The organism is Wolbachia endosymbiont (group B) of Chesias legatella, from assembly GCF_964026945.1.
In the GTDB taxonomy this organism is placed as follows: Bacteria; Pseudomonadota; Alphaproteobacteria; order Rickettsiales; family Anaplasmataceae; genus Wolbachia.
On sequence record NZ_OZ034711.1, the window covers coordinates 872,531 to 891,856 of the forward strand.

Here is a 19,326-nt window from a genome sequence, read left to right on the forward strand (position 1 = left end):
AGTTCTTTAAGAAAAAAGTTTAATACTATCAAGAAAAGTTTGCATAGGCATAGCAATATAATACATAATAATCAAAATATCTAAAATTCTGTCAATTTATTTGCACAGTCAATCACTTGAGAATTCGGAAATTGATTTTTAAACCAAGTGTACTGGCGTTTTGCATAATGCCTTGTGTTTGTTTGAGCAATCTGTATTGCTTCGTCTAAAGTAATCTCCCCTTTTAAGTATCTTATAATTTCTGGTACTCCATGTGCTTTCATAGCTGGCAAATGTGGAGATGGGTTCATGCTAAGTAGGTTTTTTACTTCATCAATTGCTCCATTTTCAACCATTTCAATAAAACGAGAATTTATTTTTCGGTATATATCCTCACGTTTAGGTAGAATTGTATATACCTTAAAATTATTGAACAAAGGAGGCTGTCTATTTTCTTGCCATACAAAGATTGTCTTGCCAGTTTCAGTGATAACTTCAAGTGCTCTTGAGAGGCGATGTGAGTCATTAATAAATATTTTACCTTGAATCCTTGGATCTTTGCTTAGCACTAACTTATAGAACTCCTCTTTACTTAAATTTTTCCTTAATTCGCTTACATTTTTCCTAACTTCCTGACTTATTTGTGGCATTGATGATAAGCCTTTGATTAAACTGCTGATGTAAAGCCCACTTCCTCCAGTAATGATAGGTATTTGCGCATTTTCTAATGCGTGATTAACTTCTTTTTCTAAATCCTCTAACCATAGACCCACGGAATAATTTTCTTTTGCTGAAACATAACCGTATAGTTTATAAAATTTTTCTTGCCTTGGCGGTTGAGCAGTAATTATGGGAATCTCTTTGTATACCTGCTTTGAGTCACAGTTTATTATGCTAATGTTTTTATACTTTTTTATCAAGTTATCGCATAATTCTGATTTACCTGAGGCTGTAATTCCTGTAATAATTACTATATTATCCTTCATTTATATTAATTTAACTAACCTATGATAGGGTGTAGTAAAAATTTGGATTCTACAATCTAAAATTTGGAGACTTTTATGGCAGAAAATGATAACGATAACTCGTTTACTAAGCGTTTTACAAATAGGACCTCTAATGAAACAAGAGGAGGTTTTTCCAGTAAGTATTCATCTCAAAATACCAAAGAGCATGCACTAGGAGCAAAAGGAAAAATTTCTGAATTGGCAAACAAAAAAGCTGAAGCCAAGGAAGCTTTTTCTGAAAGTGGCGGCATAAAGAGTAAAAGCAGAACTATCAACGAAAGATCCTTTGCTGATGCAACAAGAAGAAGTAGATCAGATCTCATATATCTAGTTCGTGGTAAAGACCGTGGAAGGTCAGCTTGGCACTATGTATTAGTTGATAAAGAAAAAAGAGAGATGTTTCTAGCAAAAAGCAGAACTGGCTCTATAGATGTTGCAGATTATGGAGAGATTTTATATTCAGGATGGGGAGATGATCCACCACAGACGATAGTCGATAAAATCAATGAGGAGTTCGGATTGTAGTAAATCTGTTGTAAAAACGAGCAGTTGCTAATAAAATTTACTGTAAGTATACAACAGATGCGTGCTAGCCATTTCGGTATCTTAATTGCTACCATATAGGGAGATAACGGTAAACCCAGAGCTATTGTAGACATAAGTTTTAGCTATATGGTATTTGAAGTAATAAATGCAATAAAAAATAATTTGTTAGCATGCTTTCCAACAGAGACAGTATATGCTCTTTCTTGTAATGCGCTAGGTAACGAATCTATAGAAAAAATATATCGAATAAAAAAGCGTTCTCAAAACAAGCCGCTCTCTGTATTTGTTAGTAATATTGATAGTTTGATAAATATAGCAAAGGTAAAGGAAGAGTATATCGATTTAATAAACTATTTTTCTCCTGGACCAATGACCTATATTTTACCACTTCAAGATAACAGTATATTACCAAATGAGTTCTTTAAAGATAGTATAGGCATAAGAATTCCTGATCATCCTATTGCGATTTCAATATTAAATGAACTGAAAACTCCAGTAGTTGCAACTAGTATTAACATTTCAGGAGAAAAAAGTATATGCAAAGCAAGAGATATACCTCAGTCTATTAAGCAACACTTATCTGCAGTAATTGAAGATGATGAATTAGTTTCTGGTATAGAATCTACTATTATTGACTTAACTGGAGACAAGATTAAGGTTTTAAGAAAAGGTAAAATTTCATTACAAACAATAAATAACGAATTTTCAAACTAAGATCTATAGGAGAAAGAATGAAAAAGGTGATAGGCCACAACCAAGCAAAAAAAAAGATAATGAACAACTTGTCTGTTCAATCTTGGCTGATCTGTGGTAAAAAAGGTATAGGAAAAGCAACACTTGCACAATCCTTTTCTAATTGGTTTCTGATAAAAAATTACGATGAAGTAACATTAGACTTACACATTGTTGAAGGTGATACAATAGGAGTGGAAAAGGTGAGAGAAATGAAAAACTTTTTGCACTTAAGCCCCATTCAATCAGAATATAAAATAGCTATAATAGATAGCTTAGAGTCAATGACTAATAATGCTAAAAATGCAATATTAAAAATATTAGAGGAGCCGCCACAAAATTCTAAAATATTTGTAATTAGCCATAAGCCATATGATGTACAAACCACCATCCGGTGTAGGTGTTTTCAGCTGAATTTACTTCCATTAACTTACGATGAAACAAAGCAGGTTGTTTCATCTCAGTGTAAATTCGACGATAAAATATTTAGTGAGATCATTACTTTGTTTCCTGGAACTCCGGGAATAATAATAGATGCAATAAATAGTGGTGCTTATGAGTCACATAAGCATTTTTATACATTTTTCCGTAATCTAAATAATTCTGATATAGTTAATAAAATAATTAATAGTGAGATTGAGCTAGAACTAGCATCACATATAATTCAAACCTCCATTTTAGAAAGTATAAAGAAAGAAGTAAATAATGTTGAAATTCTACTAAGTCAATGGAAAGAAATAGATGAACTTTTCGTTGCTGCAAAGCAATTTCGCTTAGATAAAAAGCATGTTTTAGCTAATGTAGTTAATATCATGACACAAAAATGTAATACTTTTAACATAAATTTATGATAAAATTCTGTTAATTTAATACTGAAAGTATATAACTTGAATGATAATAAATTAACTGTATGGCAATCAATAGAAGTTTTAACAAACACTATACTGAACATGCAGAAAGAATTGAGTTTAATCAAGAATACATCTTTAGATCAAGACGTCACTTTAGAAAAAGGGAAGGAGCTATCAAGTGGCATCTATGAGGCAAATTTTAAGCTAAACAAGGCAATCAATATAGCTACTTTGCCAAGAATTGGCTATTATATGATTAATGATGAACTTGTTGTACGTAATCATATTACGAAAGAGGAAGTAAAGATCCCTAGAGATTTTCATTACTTTAAAGTTGTTAAATCCAATCACGATGATTGTAAATTAACGTTTTGTAATTTTTTAGGTAATGAGTTTTTTGAATATAAAAAGTATGATCCACAATATTCTGGTCTTTCAGATGAATATAAACTCATGGATTTTGGTAGTATAAAAAAGACTAATAATCTAAAACTTAAGGAGTATGTTGGTCATGCACCTAAATTTTTTGCTGTAGAAGGATCTATTGAGCCTGGATCTGAAAACCATGTAATTGATCTATTTGAGCTAGTCAGAGACGGTAAAGGCAAAAAAGTGGGAACTCTTGCTGATGAATTTGGTTATTTTGATGATCAAAATAAATTACACTACTATAATTATCACAAAAGTGCAGAAAGTAATACTTATGATCCTGAAAGCTTCAGTGTAAAAATGATAAATTTAGATGTGAGCAAAATTGATAAATTTTACCTTATTGCAGAACAAGGTGATATAATAATTCATCCTATTTTGGAAAATTTAGACATATTTTAAAGTTTTTTAGAGTATCCAGTATATTATATAATTGGGTTTGTATTATGGAAGATAAATTACTTGAATCAGTAAAAAACAAAAGTTACTTCAGGAAAGCAGTTGAATGGTATTGCCACAGATACCTGTTCTGCGTTGTAGAAAGATCTTGGATGGCGTTAATAGCGTTACTTCTCTTAGTATGTTTATTTTTATCACTACTAAACATATACCTATTACTTCCTGTTAAAAAAGATTTAAATTTTGTGAAGTATATGAACCACACAGAAGATGAGTTCTCTGCAATACATAAACTTAGTTTTAGTAAAAAAGAAGATGAGTACATTTCCATAGCAAGGTATTTAATAAGTAAATATATTGAAACATATGAGTCCTCTCGGACTGTTGAGCCAAAGTATCAAGAAAATTTTATAAAAAACAATTCTGTATACAAAATCTACCAAAACTTTCAGGAAAAAGTGAACAATGAAGCTGTTTCATCCACAAGAAAAATTACCAACATAAACGTAACAACATTATCTATTGACCGGTTGACCAAGAACTTAGTTACATTTGCTGGAAACGCTACTGTAGTTTTTACAGCTGAGCAAAATAAGAAGATGAAAGATTATGCTGTGGAGGTCAGCTTCACTTTGTCAAATATAAAAGCAACTCTAGCTGGAATAGTGCCATTTAAATTTATTGTTAATAGCTATAAATATAGATGATTATATTTATAACATTATTTGGTAGCTAAAAAAAATAACTAAAGTGCATATAGCAGTAATAACTGGGGGTAAAACTAGAAGCATTGGTGTCTTTTTAATAAAATAATTTCTAGAAGGTTTTGAGAAAAAGGCGTTGTAAATTATTGGTAAAAAGTATAGAGCATTGAGTATAGTACTAACAATTAACACTAGAGTTACAAACACAGAAAGTGTTACATTACTAGAGTTGAAAACAGCTTGAAAGATGAGAAATTTGCTCCAAAAAGTCGGAGCAGGAGGTACTCCTATCATGGACAATGCACCTATAGTGAATGCTATCATGCTAATTGGCATACTACGTCCTATACCGTGAATTCTATCTATATATTTTTCACCCGTTTTCGTTATTATGATACCTGCAAAAAAAAATAAAGTAATTTTTGCAAATGCATGGCAAACTAATTGAAAGATTGCAATCTTCATGCTGAATTCACTAAAAATTGAAGCGAACAATATAATATACGACAATTGGGAGATGGTAGAGTAAGCAAGCAATTTCTTTAATTCCTTTTGCTTTAATGCAATCAACGATGCAGTAATGATAGTAAATCCAGCAGCGTACGGAAGCCACCCTCCAGCAAACCAATTTTGCTGCACAAAACGTTGCATATTATCGACGCCAAAAGTGTATAATATAACTTTGATGATGATGAAAACTCCGGATTTCACAACAGCAACAGCATGTAATAGTGCACTCACAGGAGTTGGTGCAATCATTGCTTTTGGTAACCAAAAATGCATTGGCATTAATGCAGCTTTTCCTATTCCATAAATCAGCATAGCAAAACACACTGCAATAAAAGTGATGAGTGAAGTATCAAACTTGAATATTCCACCACTTACAAAATCTAAAGTATGGAATTCATTATATAATAGGCCTATTGCAGGAAAAAATAATACTAAAGAAGAGAAAAATAGTAAACCAAAGTAATAGCGTCCTGCAATTACTGATTCATTTGTTGAGTTGTAAGTAATCAGAGGGTATGTACTAATAGTTAGAAGCTCATAAAAGACAAATGTAGTGAGCAAATCTCCAGAAAAAGCAATAAACATTGCACAACTGATTGATGTTGAAAAAAAGCATAGAAAACTTGAGTGATTGCTATCAGCATAGTTATTTCTCATATAACATATTGCATATATACTGGTTAGTACCCACAAAAATGATATTAATAAACTGAATATTGCTCCACTAGACTCTAGCTTTAAACTAATATGCAAATTATTACCAAAATCCATGAGAATAAATTGAGAATGATCACCATACACCAAATATAAAGTGCATAGAGATGTATACGCAAACAGAAGCATAGAAGAAGCAACAGTAACGCTACTGTTTACTCTGGGCCATTTACTAGTAAAAGAAATAGCTAATGCACTTAAAAGTGGGATCAACGCAGTAATTAACAAATAATTCTCAGTAATAAAAAGTGGCAAGGAAAGAGATATTAAAACAAAATCCATTAAGTAATTCATCTTTCTGTTTAGGTAAAGCTAAAATTATATTCAAGTTATAGAGAATTTGCTATTTTTTAGTTGTATATCGGAAGTGTTAAATAAACCATACGCATCAAGTTAAGAAAAAGTGGCGTAAGGAAGAAAGGAAATAAGAAAAAACTATTTTATATATTAAGTAATAAAGTTAGTAATTTATAGATTTTTCTAAAAAAATATCTTATCCTAGATAAGAATTTCCTAAAAAAATAAATGTAACAAATAAAATGCCAATCTTAAATATTGCTATATTTCACGATAGCTACTTAATTTGGTACGTATGGTTTGTTAAACACTTCCAGAATTACTCAAAACCGCTACAGACTATATCTTTCTGTATAATCTTTAAATGCACCTCTATTGGAGTCAAAATGTAGTTTCACACTACCAATTGGCCCGTTTCTTTGTTTTGCAATGATCAGTTCTGCAATATTTCTAATTTTCTCCATTTTCTCTTGCCACTCTCGATGTTTATTACTTCCTTCATTTGGTTGCTTTCTTAATTCATAATATTCTTCTCTATAAAGGAACATTACTATATCCGCATCCTGCTCTATGCTTCCTGAATCACGTAAATCAGAAAGTTGTGGTTTTTTATCATCCCTTTGCTCAACAGAACGAGAGAGCTGTGATAGTGCAACAATGGGAATATTTAGTTCCTTTGCAATTGCTTTTAAACCCTGCGTCACTTCTGAGATTTCTTGCACTCTATTTTCACTACTCCTTTTTGTTGTTCCTCGAATTAACTGCAGATAATCGATAAAGACCAACTCTACATTATATAGTTGATAGAGAAGACGTATTCTGGTACGAAGAGCACTAATTGATAGAGCAGGAGTGTCATCTATGATGAAAGGTAATTCGGATAGATCTGTACTAGCATTAATGAATTCGTGTAATTCAAAATCACTAATTCTCCCAGTCAGTGCCTTATAATAACCAATGCCTGAATCTATAGTAATCAATCTTGCGGTCAATTGCTCTGCTGACATTTCAAGTGAAAAGAATGCTACATAATGTTGTTTATCTGTTCTTTTTTGCAAAATCTTACAAGCATTAAGTGCGATGTTCAGCGCCAATGCTGTCTTTCCCATTGAGGGCCTTGCAGCTATAATTAACAGATCAGATTTCTGCAAACCACCAAGAAGCTGGTTTAGGTCTTGAAGTCCGGTTGTAATACCTAGAGCCTCTGGGTTATTCTTCAGCTTGCTGATCTTCTCAACCACATCTTTAATTGAACTTGCAAGCTTTATATATGTCTTATCACCTTGCTTTTTTACTGCTAAGTTGAACAACTTTGTCATTGCCTGCTCAATTTGTACCTGTGCAGGATTTTCAATGTCGTAGTTGTAACTATCGTCGACTATCTCCTGCCCGAGCTTGATTAAGCATCTCCTTAAATAAGTATCACGGATTATTCTGGTCAAGCTATAGATGTCAAGCGCAATGCTTGCCTTTGCTGCAAGTTTTGCTAGGTACTCAACTCCACCACATTCGGCAAATGCTTTATCATTCTCGAAAAACATCTTTAGGCTCAGTTCATTAGCAACTATACCGTGTTTTCTGGTTTTAGATATCTGGGTAAAAATGCTTTGATGTAGTGGATCATAGAAATTATCTGCTGCAATTATATCTTCGACTGCATCACAAATTCTATTATCACGAACCATTGCACCAATGAGCATTTGCTCTGCTTCTAAATTGTGTGGCAATTTACATATTTCTTCTCTTGAATCAATAAGATTGGCTAATTCATTCATTTTAAGTTTTCAGAGTAATGATTGATTATTGTAGAATATTCAGTCCTTACTTGAAAGAGAAAAAATTTGACTAATCCTGTGTTGCTTATAGCATTAAAGTAGGCCCCTGTGGTGGAATGGTAGACACGGCAGACTCAAAATCTGTTGCTTGCAAAAGCATGCTGGTTCAAGTCCGGCCAGGGGCACTCAAATATTGGAAAATGCTTTATGTTACACAAGTTTTTTAATCGTTTATTTTCCATTCTTTCTTCTATAAATGCTATTCAAAGGGTAAAGAAAGATGAAAATGGAATATGTTACGTAACAGGACTTAGACGCTATTTGTCAGTGCTGCTTGATTTAATTATCATCGTTTTGTTCTTGCAGCTTTGCGGCCAAGCCTTAAGCCAACTCTTCATGAACTCAGAGAGCAGTAAAATATTAGGCCAAATTGCTGCGAAATATCAGATGCAAACACCATTATCTGCAGAGGAAACAGCAATGCAGAGTAAACTAATCAAGTTACTAGTTCTAAATCAGATAGTTCAATTTATTATGCTTTTTAGTTATGTAGCATATATGTGGATAAGATTTGGCGCTACACCTGGAAAGTTATTACTTGGACTCAGAGTTGTAAATGCACAAACTTTTGAAAAATTGACTCTAAAACAAGCAATAAAGAGGTTTTTTTCCTTTATATTGTCAACTTCACCACTATTCTTAGGTTTCATATGGGCAAGCTTCGACAAACGTTGCCAAACTTGGCACGATAAGATTGCAGGCACAGTAGTTGTAACAAGTAAAAGTCTTAGATGTATGGTCTCAGAACATAATAGAGTGGATTAAGGGTTCTGTCGCATTTGTAGAGAAGTAGAAAGAAGAATGATATAATTGTCTAAAAAAAAAGCAAAGATGTTTCGTATCAATCAAAAATTGTTGCCATATTTCAAAGGATTTAGCTTTTCAGCGGATGTTATCTGTATACATGAAATGTCGATTCTCTTTGAGCTATCGAGATTTGGAAGAAATGATGAGTATAAGGGGAGCAAAATGCTACGTTACAAAGGTGGGTTATCACGACTGATAGATGAGGCAGTAAGGAAAAGAAAGAAGCAGGTTGGTAGTAGTTGGAGAGACTTACATTAAATTAAACGGTAAATGGGTTTATTTATATACTGTAGACTTGTGTGTTAGTAGAGACAAGTCTGCAGCACTTGCATTCTTTCGTAAAGCCTTCAGGAGTAACTATCTTCCTGAGAAAATTGTAATTGATAAAAGCGGCAGTAATACTGCTGCTCTTGATGATTTGAATGCAGAAATTTCTGAAGATTACAGTTCTTCAAATAAAATATCTAAATAATATTGTTGATAGATTTATCAAAAAACTAATAAAGCCAATGCTTGGGTTTAAAAGCTTCCATTTCGCAAAGATTACCATCACAGGCATAGAAAATATTCGTATGATTCAAAAAAGACAAATTATTAAAATAATGTTTCTACTTTTGAGAATTTTGCTATGTTAATGGCTTCATAACTCCTATAATCCCAGCTTTTTTCCTATGGTTTATAGATGCGACAGAACCGACATATCAGTTGATAAACAGACTAATCAGTTATTGTTTATACCTGTTTCAGCATGAAAATTATTGTGAGGCTTGATTTTATATATATCACTACACATAATAGACTTTAGTATAAATTAGTAATATGCATCCAATCATATACTTACTTAACCTGTTACTTGATCTTTACAGCTTCATTCTAATATGCTCAGTTGTTCTCGATTTGTTGGTTAAATTTAATGTAGTTAACATGTATAATGAGATTGTAAGCAGCATAATGCAAACTTTAAACAGACTCACTTATCCTCCACTAAAGGTTATCAGAAGGTATATACAACCATTCAATGGATTAGATTTATCCGTGATGATATTGATAATAGCAATTCACTTTGTAAAATATACAATTACTTATTACTTTAAGTAGATGTTAAAAAAACAGCTAAAATCAGCGATATACCTGTTACTCTTAATGTATATATATATATCAGTTTTTAGCTATAATTATAAAGATCCATCCTTAAATACAGCTACAGATCAAGAAGTAACAAATTTAGGTGGAGTAGTAGGTTCATATTTAGCTGATATATTGGTTCAATTTCTTGGACTCGCTAGTATTACAATAGCTACAACCATAGTTTACTTTTTGATATCAAAAAGGCTGCTGAAAATTCTCTATTTAATATTAATCAATTTAGGAATATGTGCTACATTAGCGCAACTTTCGCTCGGTATCACTACTAGGTACATGCACAGTGGAATAGTCGGCAATACTCTAATTGGCCACTGCCCGTTTTACATATTCACAGTAGTAGCATCAATAGGTATTGTAGGATTGATTGGTTGGAAGAGAACGGTTTATTCTTTGCTTTTCCTATGTAAAAAAATATTTTCCCTTTTTACAAAGGTTCTGTTTTTCAGGTTACGTAAAACTACTGATTATTCAATAGCACCGTTAGTAGTAGAAGAAAAATATAGAACCACTAGACAACAACCAAAAGAAAGACAGAAAAAAGCTACCGAAGAGATTTTTAAACCACCTTCTAGCGAGTTTGAGTTTCCAAGCATTCACTTACTTTCTAAAGTAGAAGAATCTGTGCAGAGAAAACAGTTGAATGCATTAGAGAGCAATAAGAATTTATCTCTGCTCGAACAGGTCCTGAGTGATTTTGGCGTGCAAGGAAAAATTATAAGTGTATGCTATGGACCGGTTGTGACCTTATACAAACTTGAACCACAAGCAGGCACAAAATCTGCAAGAGTGATTGGTCTTGCAGATGATATTGCACGTTCAATGAGTGCACTCTCTGCACGTATTTCAATAATTCGTGGACAAAATGCCATGGGAATAGAATTGCCAAACAAAGAACGAGAAATTGTTATGCTGCGTGATTTGCTTGAATCGCCAGAATATCAAAATGCAAACTTAAATCTTCCAATTGCGCTTGGCAAGGAAATAAGCGGAAAGCCAGTTATTGCAGATCTGACTAAAATGCCCCACTTGCTTGTTGCCGGAACTACAGGGTCAGGTAAGTCGGTTGCAATTAACACGATGATTCTGTCGCTTGTTTATCGACTAAGTCCTGATGAATGCAAGATGATAATGATCGATCCAAAAATGCTTGAGCTTTCAATATATGATGCAATACCGCATCTAATAACACCAGTGGTAACAGAGCCAAAAAAAGCTGTTATTGCTCTTAAGTGGATCGTGAAAGAGATGGAAAATCGCTATCGTATGATGTCATATTTAAATGTGCGTAATGTAATAAACTATAATCAAAAAATTACAGAAGCGATGAATAGCGGAATAGAATTGGAACGTGTTGTACAGATTGGCTTTAACTCAACAACTGGTAAACCTTTGTTTGAAAAAATACCGATTAAAATGGAGACATTTCCGTATATTGTGGTGATTGTAGATGAAATGGCAGATTTAATGCTTGTTGCTGGCAAAGATATAGAATGCTCTATTCAACGTTTAGCTCAGATGGCTCGTGCTGCAGGAATACACATCATAATGGCAACGCAACGTCCGTCTGTAGATGTGATAACAGGTGTGATAAAAGCAAACTTTCCAACGAGAATTAGTTTTGCTGTTACTTCTAAGATAGATAGCCGTACAATACTTGGTGAACAAGGGGCTGAACAATTGCTCGGTATGGGTGATATGCTTTATATGGCCTCTGGTGGTAAGATTATTCGAGTTCATGGTCCATTTGTAAGTGATGATGAGGTGCAAAATATAGTTGATCATCTAAAAACGCAAGGTGAGCCAAACTACATGGAGGAAATCACTCAAGAAGATGAAAATTCTTTCGCGGAATCAGAAGGTGAAACAGAAGATGAAGAGAACGATCTATACAAGCAAGCAGTAGCCATCATTCAGAGGGATCAAAAGGTTTCAACTAGTTATATTCAAAGACAGCTTAGAATAGGCTATAACAGAGCTGCAAATATTGTTGAAAGAATGGAGAAAGAAGGCATTGTCAGCGCTCCGAGTTACTCAGGAAAGAGAGAGATATTGGTAGAATAACCCTTAACTTAAACCAAGGAAAGTTATTTTAAGATCAATGTATAGTGATAGTTAATTTAATAATAATTTAAACATTGGGAATATAAAATTATAATATATTAATTAGCTAGGGGGTTAAAATGGTAAAAGGAATTTTCCGCAATTGGTTAGGTATAACAGAATTGCAAGAAAGTCAAAAGATAGATGCTGAGAAGTTTGAAAAAGTTTTTGGTGAATTAAAAAAATGGCAAGAAGCTCAAAATATTGATGCTAAACAGTTTGAAGAGGTATTTAGTGCATTAAAAGAATGGCAAGAAGCTCAAAAGATAGATGCTGAGCAATTTGAAAGAGTTTTTGGTGCATTAGAAGACAAGATTGGTACTGAGCAGTTTCAAGCTATGCAAGAGCACTTAAGCGGCTTGCAAGAAAAATTTACAGGCTTAGAAGAAAAAGTAGAAACATTTGCAGACATGGTAGGGGGACAAGAACAAGCAATACTAACTTGTGCCATAGTCAGTGCTGTTGCTGTAATAGCGGTAACTAGTTTTGTTGCATTCTGTATCTATCAGGGAGTTAAGCTTGATAAAGAGAAGAAAAACGACTTGTCTCAAGATATGCCAAGCGGAAAGTTTAATAATGTGAATGATACCGGAAAACTGAAGAATAACTTACAGCAAGGAAGAGTGTAATGCTCTTCTTGAAAGGGTGTTACGTAAAATTTGTAACACCTTAAATTTCCTTTAGATTATGTAGGTTTTAGTAGTAAATTTTTTAGAAAGATGTTTGTATTATAAAGTTAGTAGAGATTCTGATTTACTTAAAGTTCGTTAATTGGTATCTTTTAAAGTACAATATTCACTATAGCATGCTTAAGATCTTTTCTAAAGTTTTATTTACATTAATACTTTTGGTTTCTAGTTTCTTTACTGTACATAATGTTGAAGCGAAGTCTAAGGTAAAGCTCAGTAAGAGGTACATACCTCCTGGTAACCCTGGTGGTATAAATTTTCATGCAGATGAGGAATTTGCTGAGTCGTATAAATTATATGAAAAGCGTAGGGAGATTCTCAAGAAAAAAAAGTTACAAGTGCAATCTAATGCTAACATAAATAAAGAAGATCTAATCAAAAAATTAAAAGAAAAAAAAATTGCTAGCCTTGATAACGAGCCAAACAACGTGGGAGCTTGCATAGTTGAAGATGGGGAGGATGCTATGATCAATCAGCATGGTATTAATCTTGCACGTTTAAAGGGTGCTGTATTTATGGATCAAGAGCCAGTTTCTCAGTATGAAAGTAAGCAGCATAAAAGTGAACAACAAAAAGGGAAAAAAGTTACTTCAACACGAGAAAAAAAAGTTTCCCCTATAAATGTTACTATAAAAGAAAGTCCATCAAGAAGAACGTGCTCTCATGATTCTATTACTGATCTAAATAGAACACCACAGCATAGTTTAAATGGTTCAAGTTCATTTGGCAGTGTAGTTGACACAGTAAAATAGTGTCACGATTAATAATATGCTAGATAGAGACCTGACATTGAGTGATGATGCATATGAGTCATCGCCGGTTTCCAGGCATAAAACTCATACTGTAAAAGTTGGACAAGTGAAGATAGGTGGAAATAATCCTATAGTTGTTCAATCCATGGCACTTGGTGCACATATAGATTCTGACAACATAAAAAGCAGTGCTCAGAAATATGCAAAAGAAGTAATAGAACTAGCGCATGCAGGTTCAGAATTGGTGCGAATTGCTTTGAACTCAGAGGAAGTAGCAAAAGCAATACCTTATATAGTAGAGGAAATAAATAAAGAAGGCTTTGATGGTAAGATATTAGTAGGCTGTGGACAATATGAGCTCTACAGGCTGATTCAGGATTATCCAGACAACATTAAAATTCTGGGTAAAATTAGGATAAATCCAGGTAATATAGGCTTTGGTGATAAACGTGATGAAAAATTCGAAAAAATTATAGAGTATGCAATAACGCATGATCTTCCTGTCAGAATTGGAGTAAATTGGGGTAGTCTTGATAAGTACCTTTCACAAAAATTAATGGATGAAAACTCCTTATCTAGTAATCCAAAAACTTCTGATGTTATATTACGTAAGACGCTTGTAATGTCTGCTCTTGGTAGTGCAAAAAAAGCTGAAAAGATTGGCCTTAATGCAGAGAAAATAATCATTTCATGTAAAGTCAGTAGAGTGCAGGATTTAATTTTAGTTTATACGGCACTTGCAAAATCTTCCAATTATGCGCTGCATTTGGGTTTAACCGAAGCTGGTATGGGTAACAAAGGCGTAGTAAATACCACAGCAGGGCTTACTTATTTATTGCAAAATGGTATTGGAGACACTATCCGGGCTTCTTTAACTCAGCGCCCTGGTGAATCACGCACTAATGAGGTGGTAGTATGTCAGGAAATACTGCAGTCTATAGGTTTGCGCTACTTTAACCCTCAGGTGAGTTCATGTCCTGGTTGTGGACGCACAAGTAGCGATCGTTTTCGTATATTAACTAAGGAAGTAAATGGCTACATAAAAACTCATATGCCGGTATGGAAGAAAAAGAATCCTGGTGTAGAGTATATGAAAGTTGCTGTTATGGGATGCATAGTAAATGGTCCTGGAGAGAGCAAACATGCAAATCTGGGGATCAGCCTGCCTGGGTATGGAGAAAAACCTGTTTCAGCAGTCTACAAAGACGGCAAATATTTCAAAACTTTACAAGGTGATAATATTTTTGAAGAATTTAAGGAAATTATTAGTGATTATGTGGAGAAGCATTACGCATAAGCCTTTCACAAGTTTGTACTTAGACTACATTCTGTTTAGTGAACGTCAAATGAGACAATAAAGAACGTAAATTTAAAAAATAGATAATAGCTAATAGGGTTTCTTTTGCCTTTTTTTTATATGGTAAATTTCTTAATATTTAGATTGGCCCGGAGTAGTATAGAGATGTTATTCCAGTATCAAGGACTGAAATTTCCTGATCTACAATATTTGTACAGTTATGAAATAGACGTAATTTGACATAAAAAGCTTTACTTTTTGAAATTTTGGGTTACGTTTAATTTAACATATTTCAGTGGGGAATTTATTGTAAGTAGAAAGGAAGCTTTAAAAATATTAGGTTTTGAATCAAGCGATGCGCCCAGTGAACAAGAAATTAAATCAGCGTATAGAAAATTAGCCTTGAAATATCATCCTGATAAACATTCAGAAGCTGTAAAGAAACAAAATGAGGAGAAATTTAAAAAGCTAGGTACTGCATATGAATTTCTCACTAAGGAAAATATAGAAGGGGTTAAAAATCTAACTGACGAAAATTTAAATGAAATTAATTCACCTGGAGATTTGAGGTTTTACTTATATAGGGCTCTATATAATCAGGATATAAAGTTTCTTGAAAAGCTTTTTTCCAAATTTAAAAGCAGTAAAGATGGAAGATTTGGTGATTACATCAATGAAGAACTTATTTGTATTTACTTTCCATTATCTATTGCTTTAATGCAAGCCAAAAATTCAAGAGATTATAGTATTTTGAGACTTCTTTTAGAAAATGGTGCTGACCCTAACATAAGGCTACTCAATAATAATGAAGCTTTGTTATGCTATTATATGGTTCTCAACGACAGCAGAATTGTAGAGTTATTGTTACAATATGGTGCTGATCCTAATATGGTAGATAGAAATGGTAAAAATCCGTTGTTTGAAGCGTTTTTGTGTGATGATGATCATACTATGGAAATACTTTTGAAATATGGTGCTAATCCTAATATGTTAGATGAAAATGGTCGAGGTCCATTATATCAAGCAATCAATTGTGACAACGATAAACGCGAAAAATATTTAGAGTTGCTTCTAAAGTATGGTGCAGATCCTAATCAGAAGGTTAATGGCTCCAGAGTTATAGAGTGTGCTCCATATTTCACTAATAATGGTGTAATGAATTTGATTAAAACGCTTACTCTGCCATACGGTAGCAATGATAAAGTTAAAGGGTTGATGGCTGAATACGGTGGAGTTGATAGACGTTATCTACGTGATCAAACGATACTGACTTGTTGTTGCTTAATCGTCGCTTCTGCTACTTTTTTTAGTATAGCTTCTCCTTTGCGCTATGTACCGACAGCAATATTTGCACATGCTGCATGTTTTTTTATTAAAAATGCTGTACATGCTGCATTTTTTGCAAAAGAACCTTCTACTGAGTTTACCGAAGCTAGAGCTTGTCCAGGGATTAGTAAAAGGCTATAATATCTAAAGTTTTAGTACTGGGTAAAGATGAGAAAAAAGCATCCAGAAGACCTAAGTCAAAGGGAATGGACAAGAATAGAAAGCTATTCCAGAGTATCATACAGGAAAGTAAGAAAAAAATATACTATAGTTAAAAAAATGTGATGGGATACCAAGGAGAAAATTTAAAAAATCATATAAAGGAAGAATATGGTATGGATATTGAGATTGTCAAAAGGCCTTCATGTAGGTTCTAAGTCAACAAAGGCACACCGCCTTAGCTACTACCAATGAGGGGTTTAAAGTACAGCCAAGAAGGTGTGTTGTAGAAAGGACTTTTGCTTTAGGAATAGAAGACTATCGAAAGAATAAGATTTACTCACTGAAAATTTCATATATCTGGCTATGAGTAGAGTTATGTTAAGGAGAGAAATATGCTTGAGTTTATCAATTCCCGGACAAGTTGGGAGTGTTAAATAAACCATACGCGTCAAGTTAAGGAAATAAAGGTATGAAAGAGATAGAATAATAAGGTATAAGTTCTCCCAGAAATACTTTTAGTGAGAGAACCAATGAATAAAATAACTAGCTTATCAAAAAAGCTCAAAGAATTTTTTAATGAAAAAGCAGATAAAATCTCAACTACAACAAGGTTTATAAAAAGAAAGAGAAAGCTAAAAGGTTCATCGTTCGTAAAAGCCATGGTCTTGGGTAATATAGGGGTTGATAATTGTAGCGTAGAAACAATGTGTCAATTACTAAACGAGGACTCGATAGATATAACAAAACAAGGTTTGGATTTTAGATTTACTGAAGAAGCAGTGGAATTTATGAAAAGGATGTATAATGAATCTGTGGTTCTCTTCAAAAATATCTTGCAAGTTGATTGCAAAATCTTACAGCAATTTAATAGTGTTAAATTATTGGACAGTAGCTATATTACTCTACCTAACAGTATGGAAGAGATGTATAAAGGTTATGGTACTAGCTACAGTGGCTATGAAAGCAATACTAAGTCTGGAATAAAGTTACAATTAGTTTTCGACTACATGAATCAGATAATAGACCAACTTAATTTAACGGAGGGAGTAAGATCAGACCAGGGATATAGGAAACATTTAAGTAATATATTAAGCAATGATTTGCTAATATCTGATCTCGGTTATTTTGTGTCAAGTTCTTTTAAACAAATCAATGAAATAGGAGCTTATTTCATAAGTCGTTATAAATCCGATACCAACATATATGATGTAGAAACAAATCAAAAAATGGAGTTATTAGAATGTTTAGAGGATAAGTTATTTTTAGAAAACGAGGTATTGTTAGGAAAAGAAGCAAAAATTAGAGTAAGAATTATATGTCAGAAACTAACTGAAGAACAGTCTATGGCCAGAAGAAGGAAAGCTAATAGATTAGCAAGATCGCAGGGATATACATCCTCTAAAAGAAATCAAAAATTGTTGAACTGGTCAATATTTATAACTAATGTTCCAGAAAATAAAATTAGTGCTGAGCAAGTATTAACGATTTACAGAGTAAGGTGGCAAATTGAGTTATTATTTAAATTGTATAAAAGCCATATCAGACTTGATAAGCTAAAAGGAAAGCCATGCAGAGTATTATGTGAACTATATGCTAAATTGTGCGCAATTCTTATATTTCACGGCATAGTTGGTTGCACAGAAGTGAAAAAGAATACAGAACTTAGCTTAACAAAGGCATTTATTGAGCTAAAAAGGCGGGTTAGAGAGTTATTCTTAACATTAAATTGTGTAGTCAGTAAAGTTCAAATTTTCCTCAAAAAACTCATCTCAACCTGGTCAAAATTCTCCTTAAAAGATAAATATAGAAAAACAAGAATATCAACTTTGAGTGCACTAAATTTGTTCATTTTTCCTTAACTTGACGCGTATGGTTAAATAAACTGTGTCAAATCGCATTTTTAGTTCAACTCGATTTTTAACCTACCAGGAAAAAAGATATCAAGTTGAGAGATAGTTAAAGCCCAATCATGTATAGGCATAGTCCATTTCTCTCCTGCCTTCTTTATAGCACAATATACCTGTTTGTACAAGGCATTTGTGCTAGTAAATGAGCCCTTGGTTTTAGTAAATTTTCTGATCTGTCTATGTAGTCCCTCAATAGGATTTGTGGTATAAATTAACTTTCTTACAGGGCCAGAATATTTAAAATAACTAGACAGATTTTCCCAATTATTCTCCCAAAACTAAAGTATATTTTTCTCCCCATTTTTCCTCCAGTTCAAGTAAATAATTCTCGGCTATTTCTCTACTTGATATGTTTTTTTCAAATCATTCATGAAAACTTTTGCTCGATACATATTTCAGTGAATTTCTTATCTGATGTACTATACATTTCTGCTTTAGGAAATACGCTATTTATAGCTGTAGGAAAGCTTTTTAACGCAAGCTATCAGAATATCATCTACTCCTCTCTCTTTTAGGTCATTTAGTACTCCCAACCAGAACTTCACTTTCAGCCAAATAAAAACCCAAAACTTCTTTTCTGCCATTTTGCTAATATGTTATACATACATTTGCTTACACAATGCCCGTCCTCCTTGACCTTAAAAAACCATGAACACTATTGGATATACAGATTGCAGCGGACGACTGCGCCATTCGTTGATTACCGGTAACAATTTGTCAGTAATACTTGATATCTCTGCTGCAGATATTTTATATTTCTTCTACATGCGATGCTATATCCCATGCCACTGGCATATGTACTTAAAACCTTTGCTTCAAGTTCGGTTGTTTGCCTTTTTCTGACTACTTGTGGCTCGAAACTTCCTTCTCTATCTCTTGGTGTCAATAGTTCAAATACTTGTCCGTAAAGTCTTTGAATTTCTTCGGTTGTTTTCTTCGCTTTCAGCCGACAAATGGTTTTCTATCTCGCCTTCCCTCTAGCAGTTTTTTTATAAATGGTGTTAATGCTCCATCTCTTCCTGTCAATGGTCTTCCTTCTCGTATAGATGATAAGATATTTGTTTCTAATTCTTTATAGTCTACCAAACCGGTAGTTCTGTTTGCTTGACTCATTGTCAAACCTCCATTTTTTTATCA

General features: G+C 33.3%; 16 protein-coding genes, 1 tRNA gene and 3 pseudogenes. 16 read left to right on the plus strand and 4 right to left on the minus strand.

From position 1 onward, the window contains the following. Nucleotides 1-80: 80 nt before the first annotated feature. Complete coding sequence (gene miaA, locus AAGD65_RS03990; protein ID WP_264682654.1) at nucleotides 81-965, minus strand: tRNA (adenosine(37)-N6)-dimethylallyltransferase MiaA; 885 nt, start codon at nucleotides 963-965, stop codon at nucleotides 81-83. 75 nt (nucleotides 966-1,040) lie between these two features. Here miaA and AAGD65_RS03995 point away from each other — a divergent pair, with 75 nt between their 5' ends. From AAGD65_RS03995 to AAGD65_RS04015, 5 genes are all read left to right on the plus strand, one after another. Next, the gene (locus AAGD65_RS03995) at nucleotides 1,041-1,511 is read left to right on the plus strand and encodes a hypothetical protein (RefSeq protein WP_015588435.1); all 471 of its coding nucleotides are present in this window, start codon (nucleotides 1,041-1,043) and stop codon (nucleotides 1,509-1,511) included. A gap of 147 nt (nucleotides 1,512-1,658) precedes the next feature. Further along, the gene (locus AAGD65_RS04000; protein ID WP_006013379.1) at nucleotides 1,659-2,246 is read left to right on the plus strand and encodes an L-threonylcarbamoyladenylate synthase; all 588 of its coding nucleotides are present in this window, start codon (nucleotides 1,659-1,661) and stop codon (nucleotides 2,244-2,246) included. Nucleotides 2,247-2,263: 17 nt separating this feature from the next. Further along, nucleotides 2,264-3,115, plus strand: coding sequence for a DNA polymerase III subunit delta' (locus tag AAGD65_RS04005; RefSeq protein ID WP_264682655.1), 852 nt, complete (start codon nucleotides 2,264-2,266; stop codon nucleotides 3,113-3,115). Between the two features lie 36 nt (nucleotides 3,116-3,151). Further along, complete coding sequence (locus tag AAGD65_RS04010) at nucleotides 3,152-3,946, plus strand: hypothetical protein (RefSeq protein ID WP_264682656.1); 795 nt, start codon at nucleotides 3,152-3,154, stop codon at nucleotides 3,944-3,946. Between the two features lie 44 nt (nucleotides 3,947-3,990). Beyond that, the gene (locus AAGD65_RS04015) at nucleotides 3,991-4,650 is read left to right on the plus strand and encodes a VirB8/TrbF family protein (RefSeq protein WP_139686506.1); all 660 of its coding nucleotides are present in this window, start codon (nucleotides 3,991-3,993) and stop codon (nucleotides 4,648-4,650) included. A gap of 6 nt (nucleotides 4,651-4,656) precedes the next feature. Here the strand turns inward: AAGD65_RS04015 and AAGD65_RS04020 are convergent, their stop codons facing one another. Continuing rightward, complete coding sequence (locus tag AAGD65_RS04020; protein ID WP_264374839.1) at nucleotides 4,657-6,153, minus strand: proton-conducting transporter membrane subunit; 1,497 nt, start codon at nucleotides 6,151-6,153, stop codon at nucleotides 4,657-4,659. Nucleotides 6,154-6,500: 347 nt separating this feature from the next. Beyond that, nucleotides 6,501-7,943, minus strand: a complete 1,443-nt coding sequence (locus AAGD65_RS04025; protein WP_139686507.1) for a replicative DNA helicase — start codon at nucleotides 7,941-7,943, stop codon at nucleotides 6,501-6,503. Nucleotides 7,944-8,045: 102 nt separating this feature from the next. On the opposite strand from AAGD65_RS04025, the gene AAGD65_RS04030 reads away from it, so the two are divergent. The 11 genes and pseudogenes from AAGD65_RS04030 (at nucleotide 8,046) to AAGD65_RS04080 (ending at nucleotide 18,141) form a co-directional block, all read left to right on the plus strand. Then, a tRNA-Leu gene (locus AAGD65_RS04030) sits at nucleotides 8,046-8,128 on the plus strand. A gap of 22 nt (nucleotides 8,129-8,150) precedes the next feature. Further along, a complete protein-coding gene (locus AAGD65_RS04035) occupies nucleotides 8,151-8,768 on the plus strand; it encodes an RDD family protein (RefSeq protein WP_264374840.1) in 618 nt (205 codons plus the stop codon). Between the two features lie 66 nt (nucleotides 8,769-8,834). Further along, a pseudogene (locus tag AAGD65_RS04040) lies at nucleotides 8,835-9,456 on the plus strand (IS6 family transposase). A gap of 173 nt (nucleotides 9,457-9,629) precedes the next feature. Then, nucleotides 9,630-9,908, plus strand: a complete 279-nt coding sequence (locus AAGD65_RS04045) for a YggT family protein (protein WP_264682657.1) — start codon at nucleotides 9,630-9,632, stop codon at nucleotides 9,906-9,908. Next, the gene (locus AAGD65_RS04050) at nucleotides 9,909-12,017 is read left to right on the plus strand and encodes an FtsK/SpoIIIE family DNA translocase (protein ID WP_264682658.1); all 2,109 of its coding nucleotides are present in this window, start codon (nucleotides 9,909-9,911) and stop codon (nucleotides 12,015-12,017) included. 119 nt (nucleotides 12,018-12,136) lie between these two features. Then, a complete protein-coding gene (locus AAGD65_RS04055) occupies nucleotides 12,137-12,685 on the plus strand; it encodes a hypothetical protein (protein WP_264682659.1) in 549 nt (182 codons plus the stop codon). Between the two features lie 176 nt (nucleotides 12,686-12,861). Continuing rightward, nucleotides 12,862-13,497 (plus strand): TRP75-related protein, encoded by a 636-nt coding sequence (locus AAGD65_RS04060; RefSeq protein ID WP_264682660.1) that lies wholly within the window; start codon nucleotides 12,862-12,864, stop codon nucleotides 13,495-13,497. A 16-nt stretch (nucleotides 13,498-13,513) separates the two neighbouring features. Beyond that, entirely contained in the window at nucleotides 13,514-14,794 is a 1,281-nt protein-coding gene (gene ispG / locus AAGD65_RS04065) for a flavodoxin-dependent (E)-4-hydroxy-3-methylbut-2-enyl-diphosphate synthase (protein ID WP_264682661.1), read from the plus strand. A gap of 258 nt (nucleotides 14,795-15,052) precedes the next feature. After that, entirely contained in the window at nucleotides 15,053-16,261 is a 1,209-nt protein-coding gene (locus tag AAGD65_RS04070; protein ID WP_353279671.1) for an ankyrin repeat domain-containing protein, read from the plus strand. Between the two features lie 111 nt (nucleotides 16,262-16,372). Then, nucleotides 16,373-16,720 (plus strand): annotated as a pseudogene (locus tag AAGD65_RS04075) (hypothetical protein); the annotation flags it as partial. Nucleotides 16,721-16,812: 92 nt separating this feature from the next. Continuing rightward, a complete protein-coding gene (locus AAGD65_RS04080) occupies nucleotides 16,813-18,141 on the plus strand; it encodes an IS4 family transposase (RefSeq protein ID WP_264682442.1) in 1,329 nt (442 codons plus the stop codon). 41 nt (nucleotides 18,142-18,182) lie between these two features. On the opposite strand, the pseudogene AAGD65_RS04085 reads toward AAGD65_RS04080, so the two are convergent. Continuing rightward, nucleotides 18,183-19,302, minus strand: a pseudogene (locus tag AAGD65_RS04085) (IS256 family transposase). Between the last annotated feature and the right edge of the window lie 24 nt (nucleotides 19,303-19,326).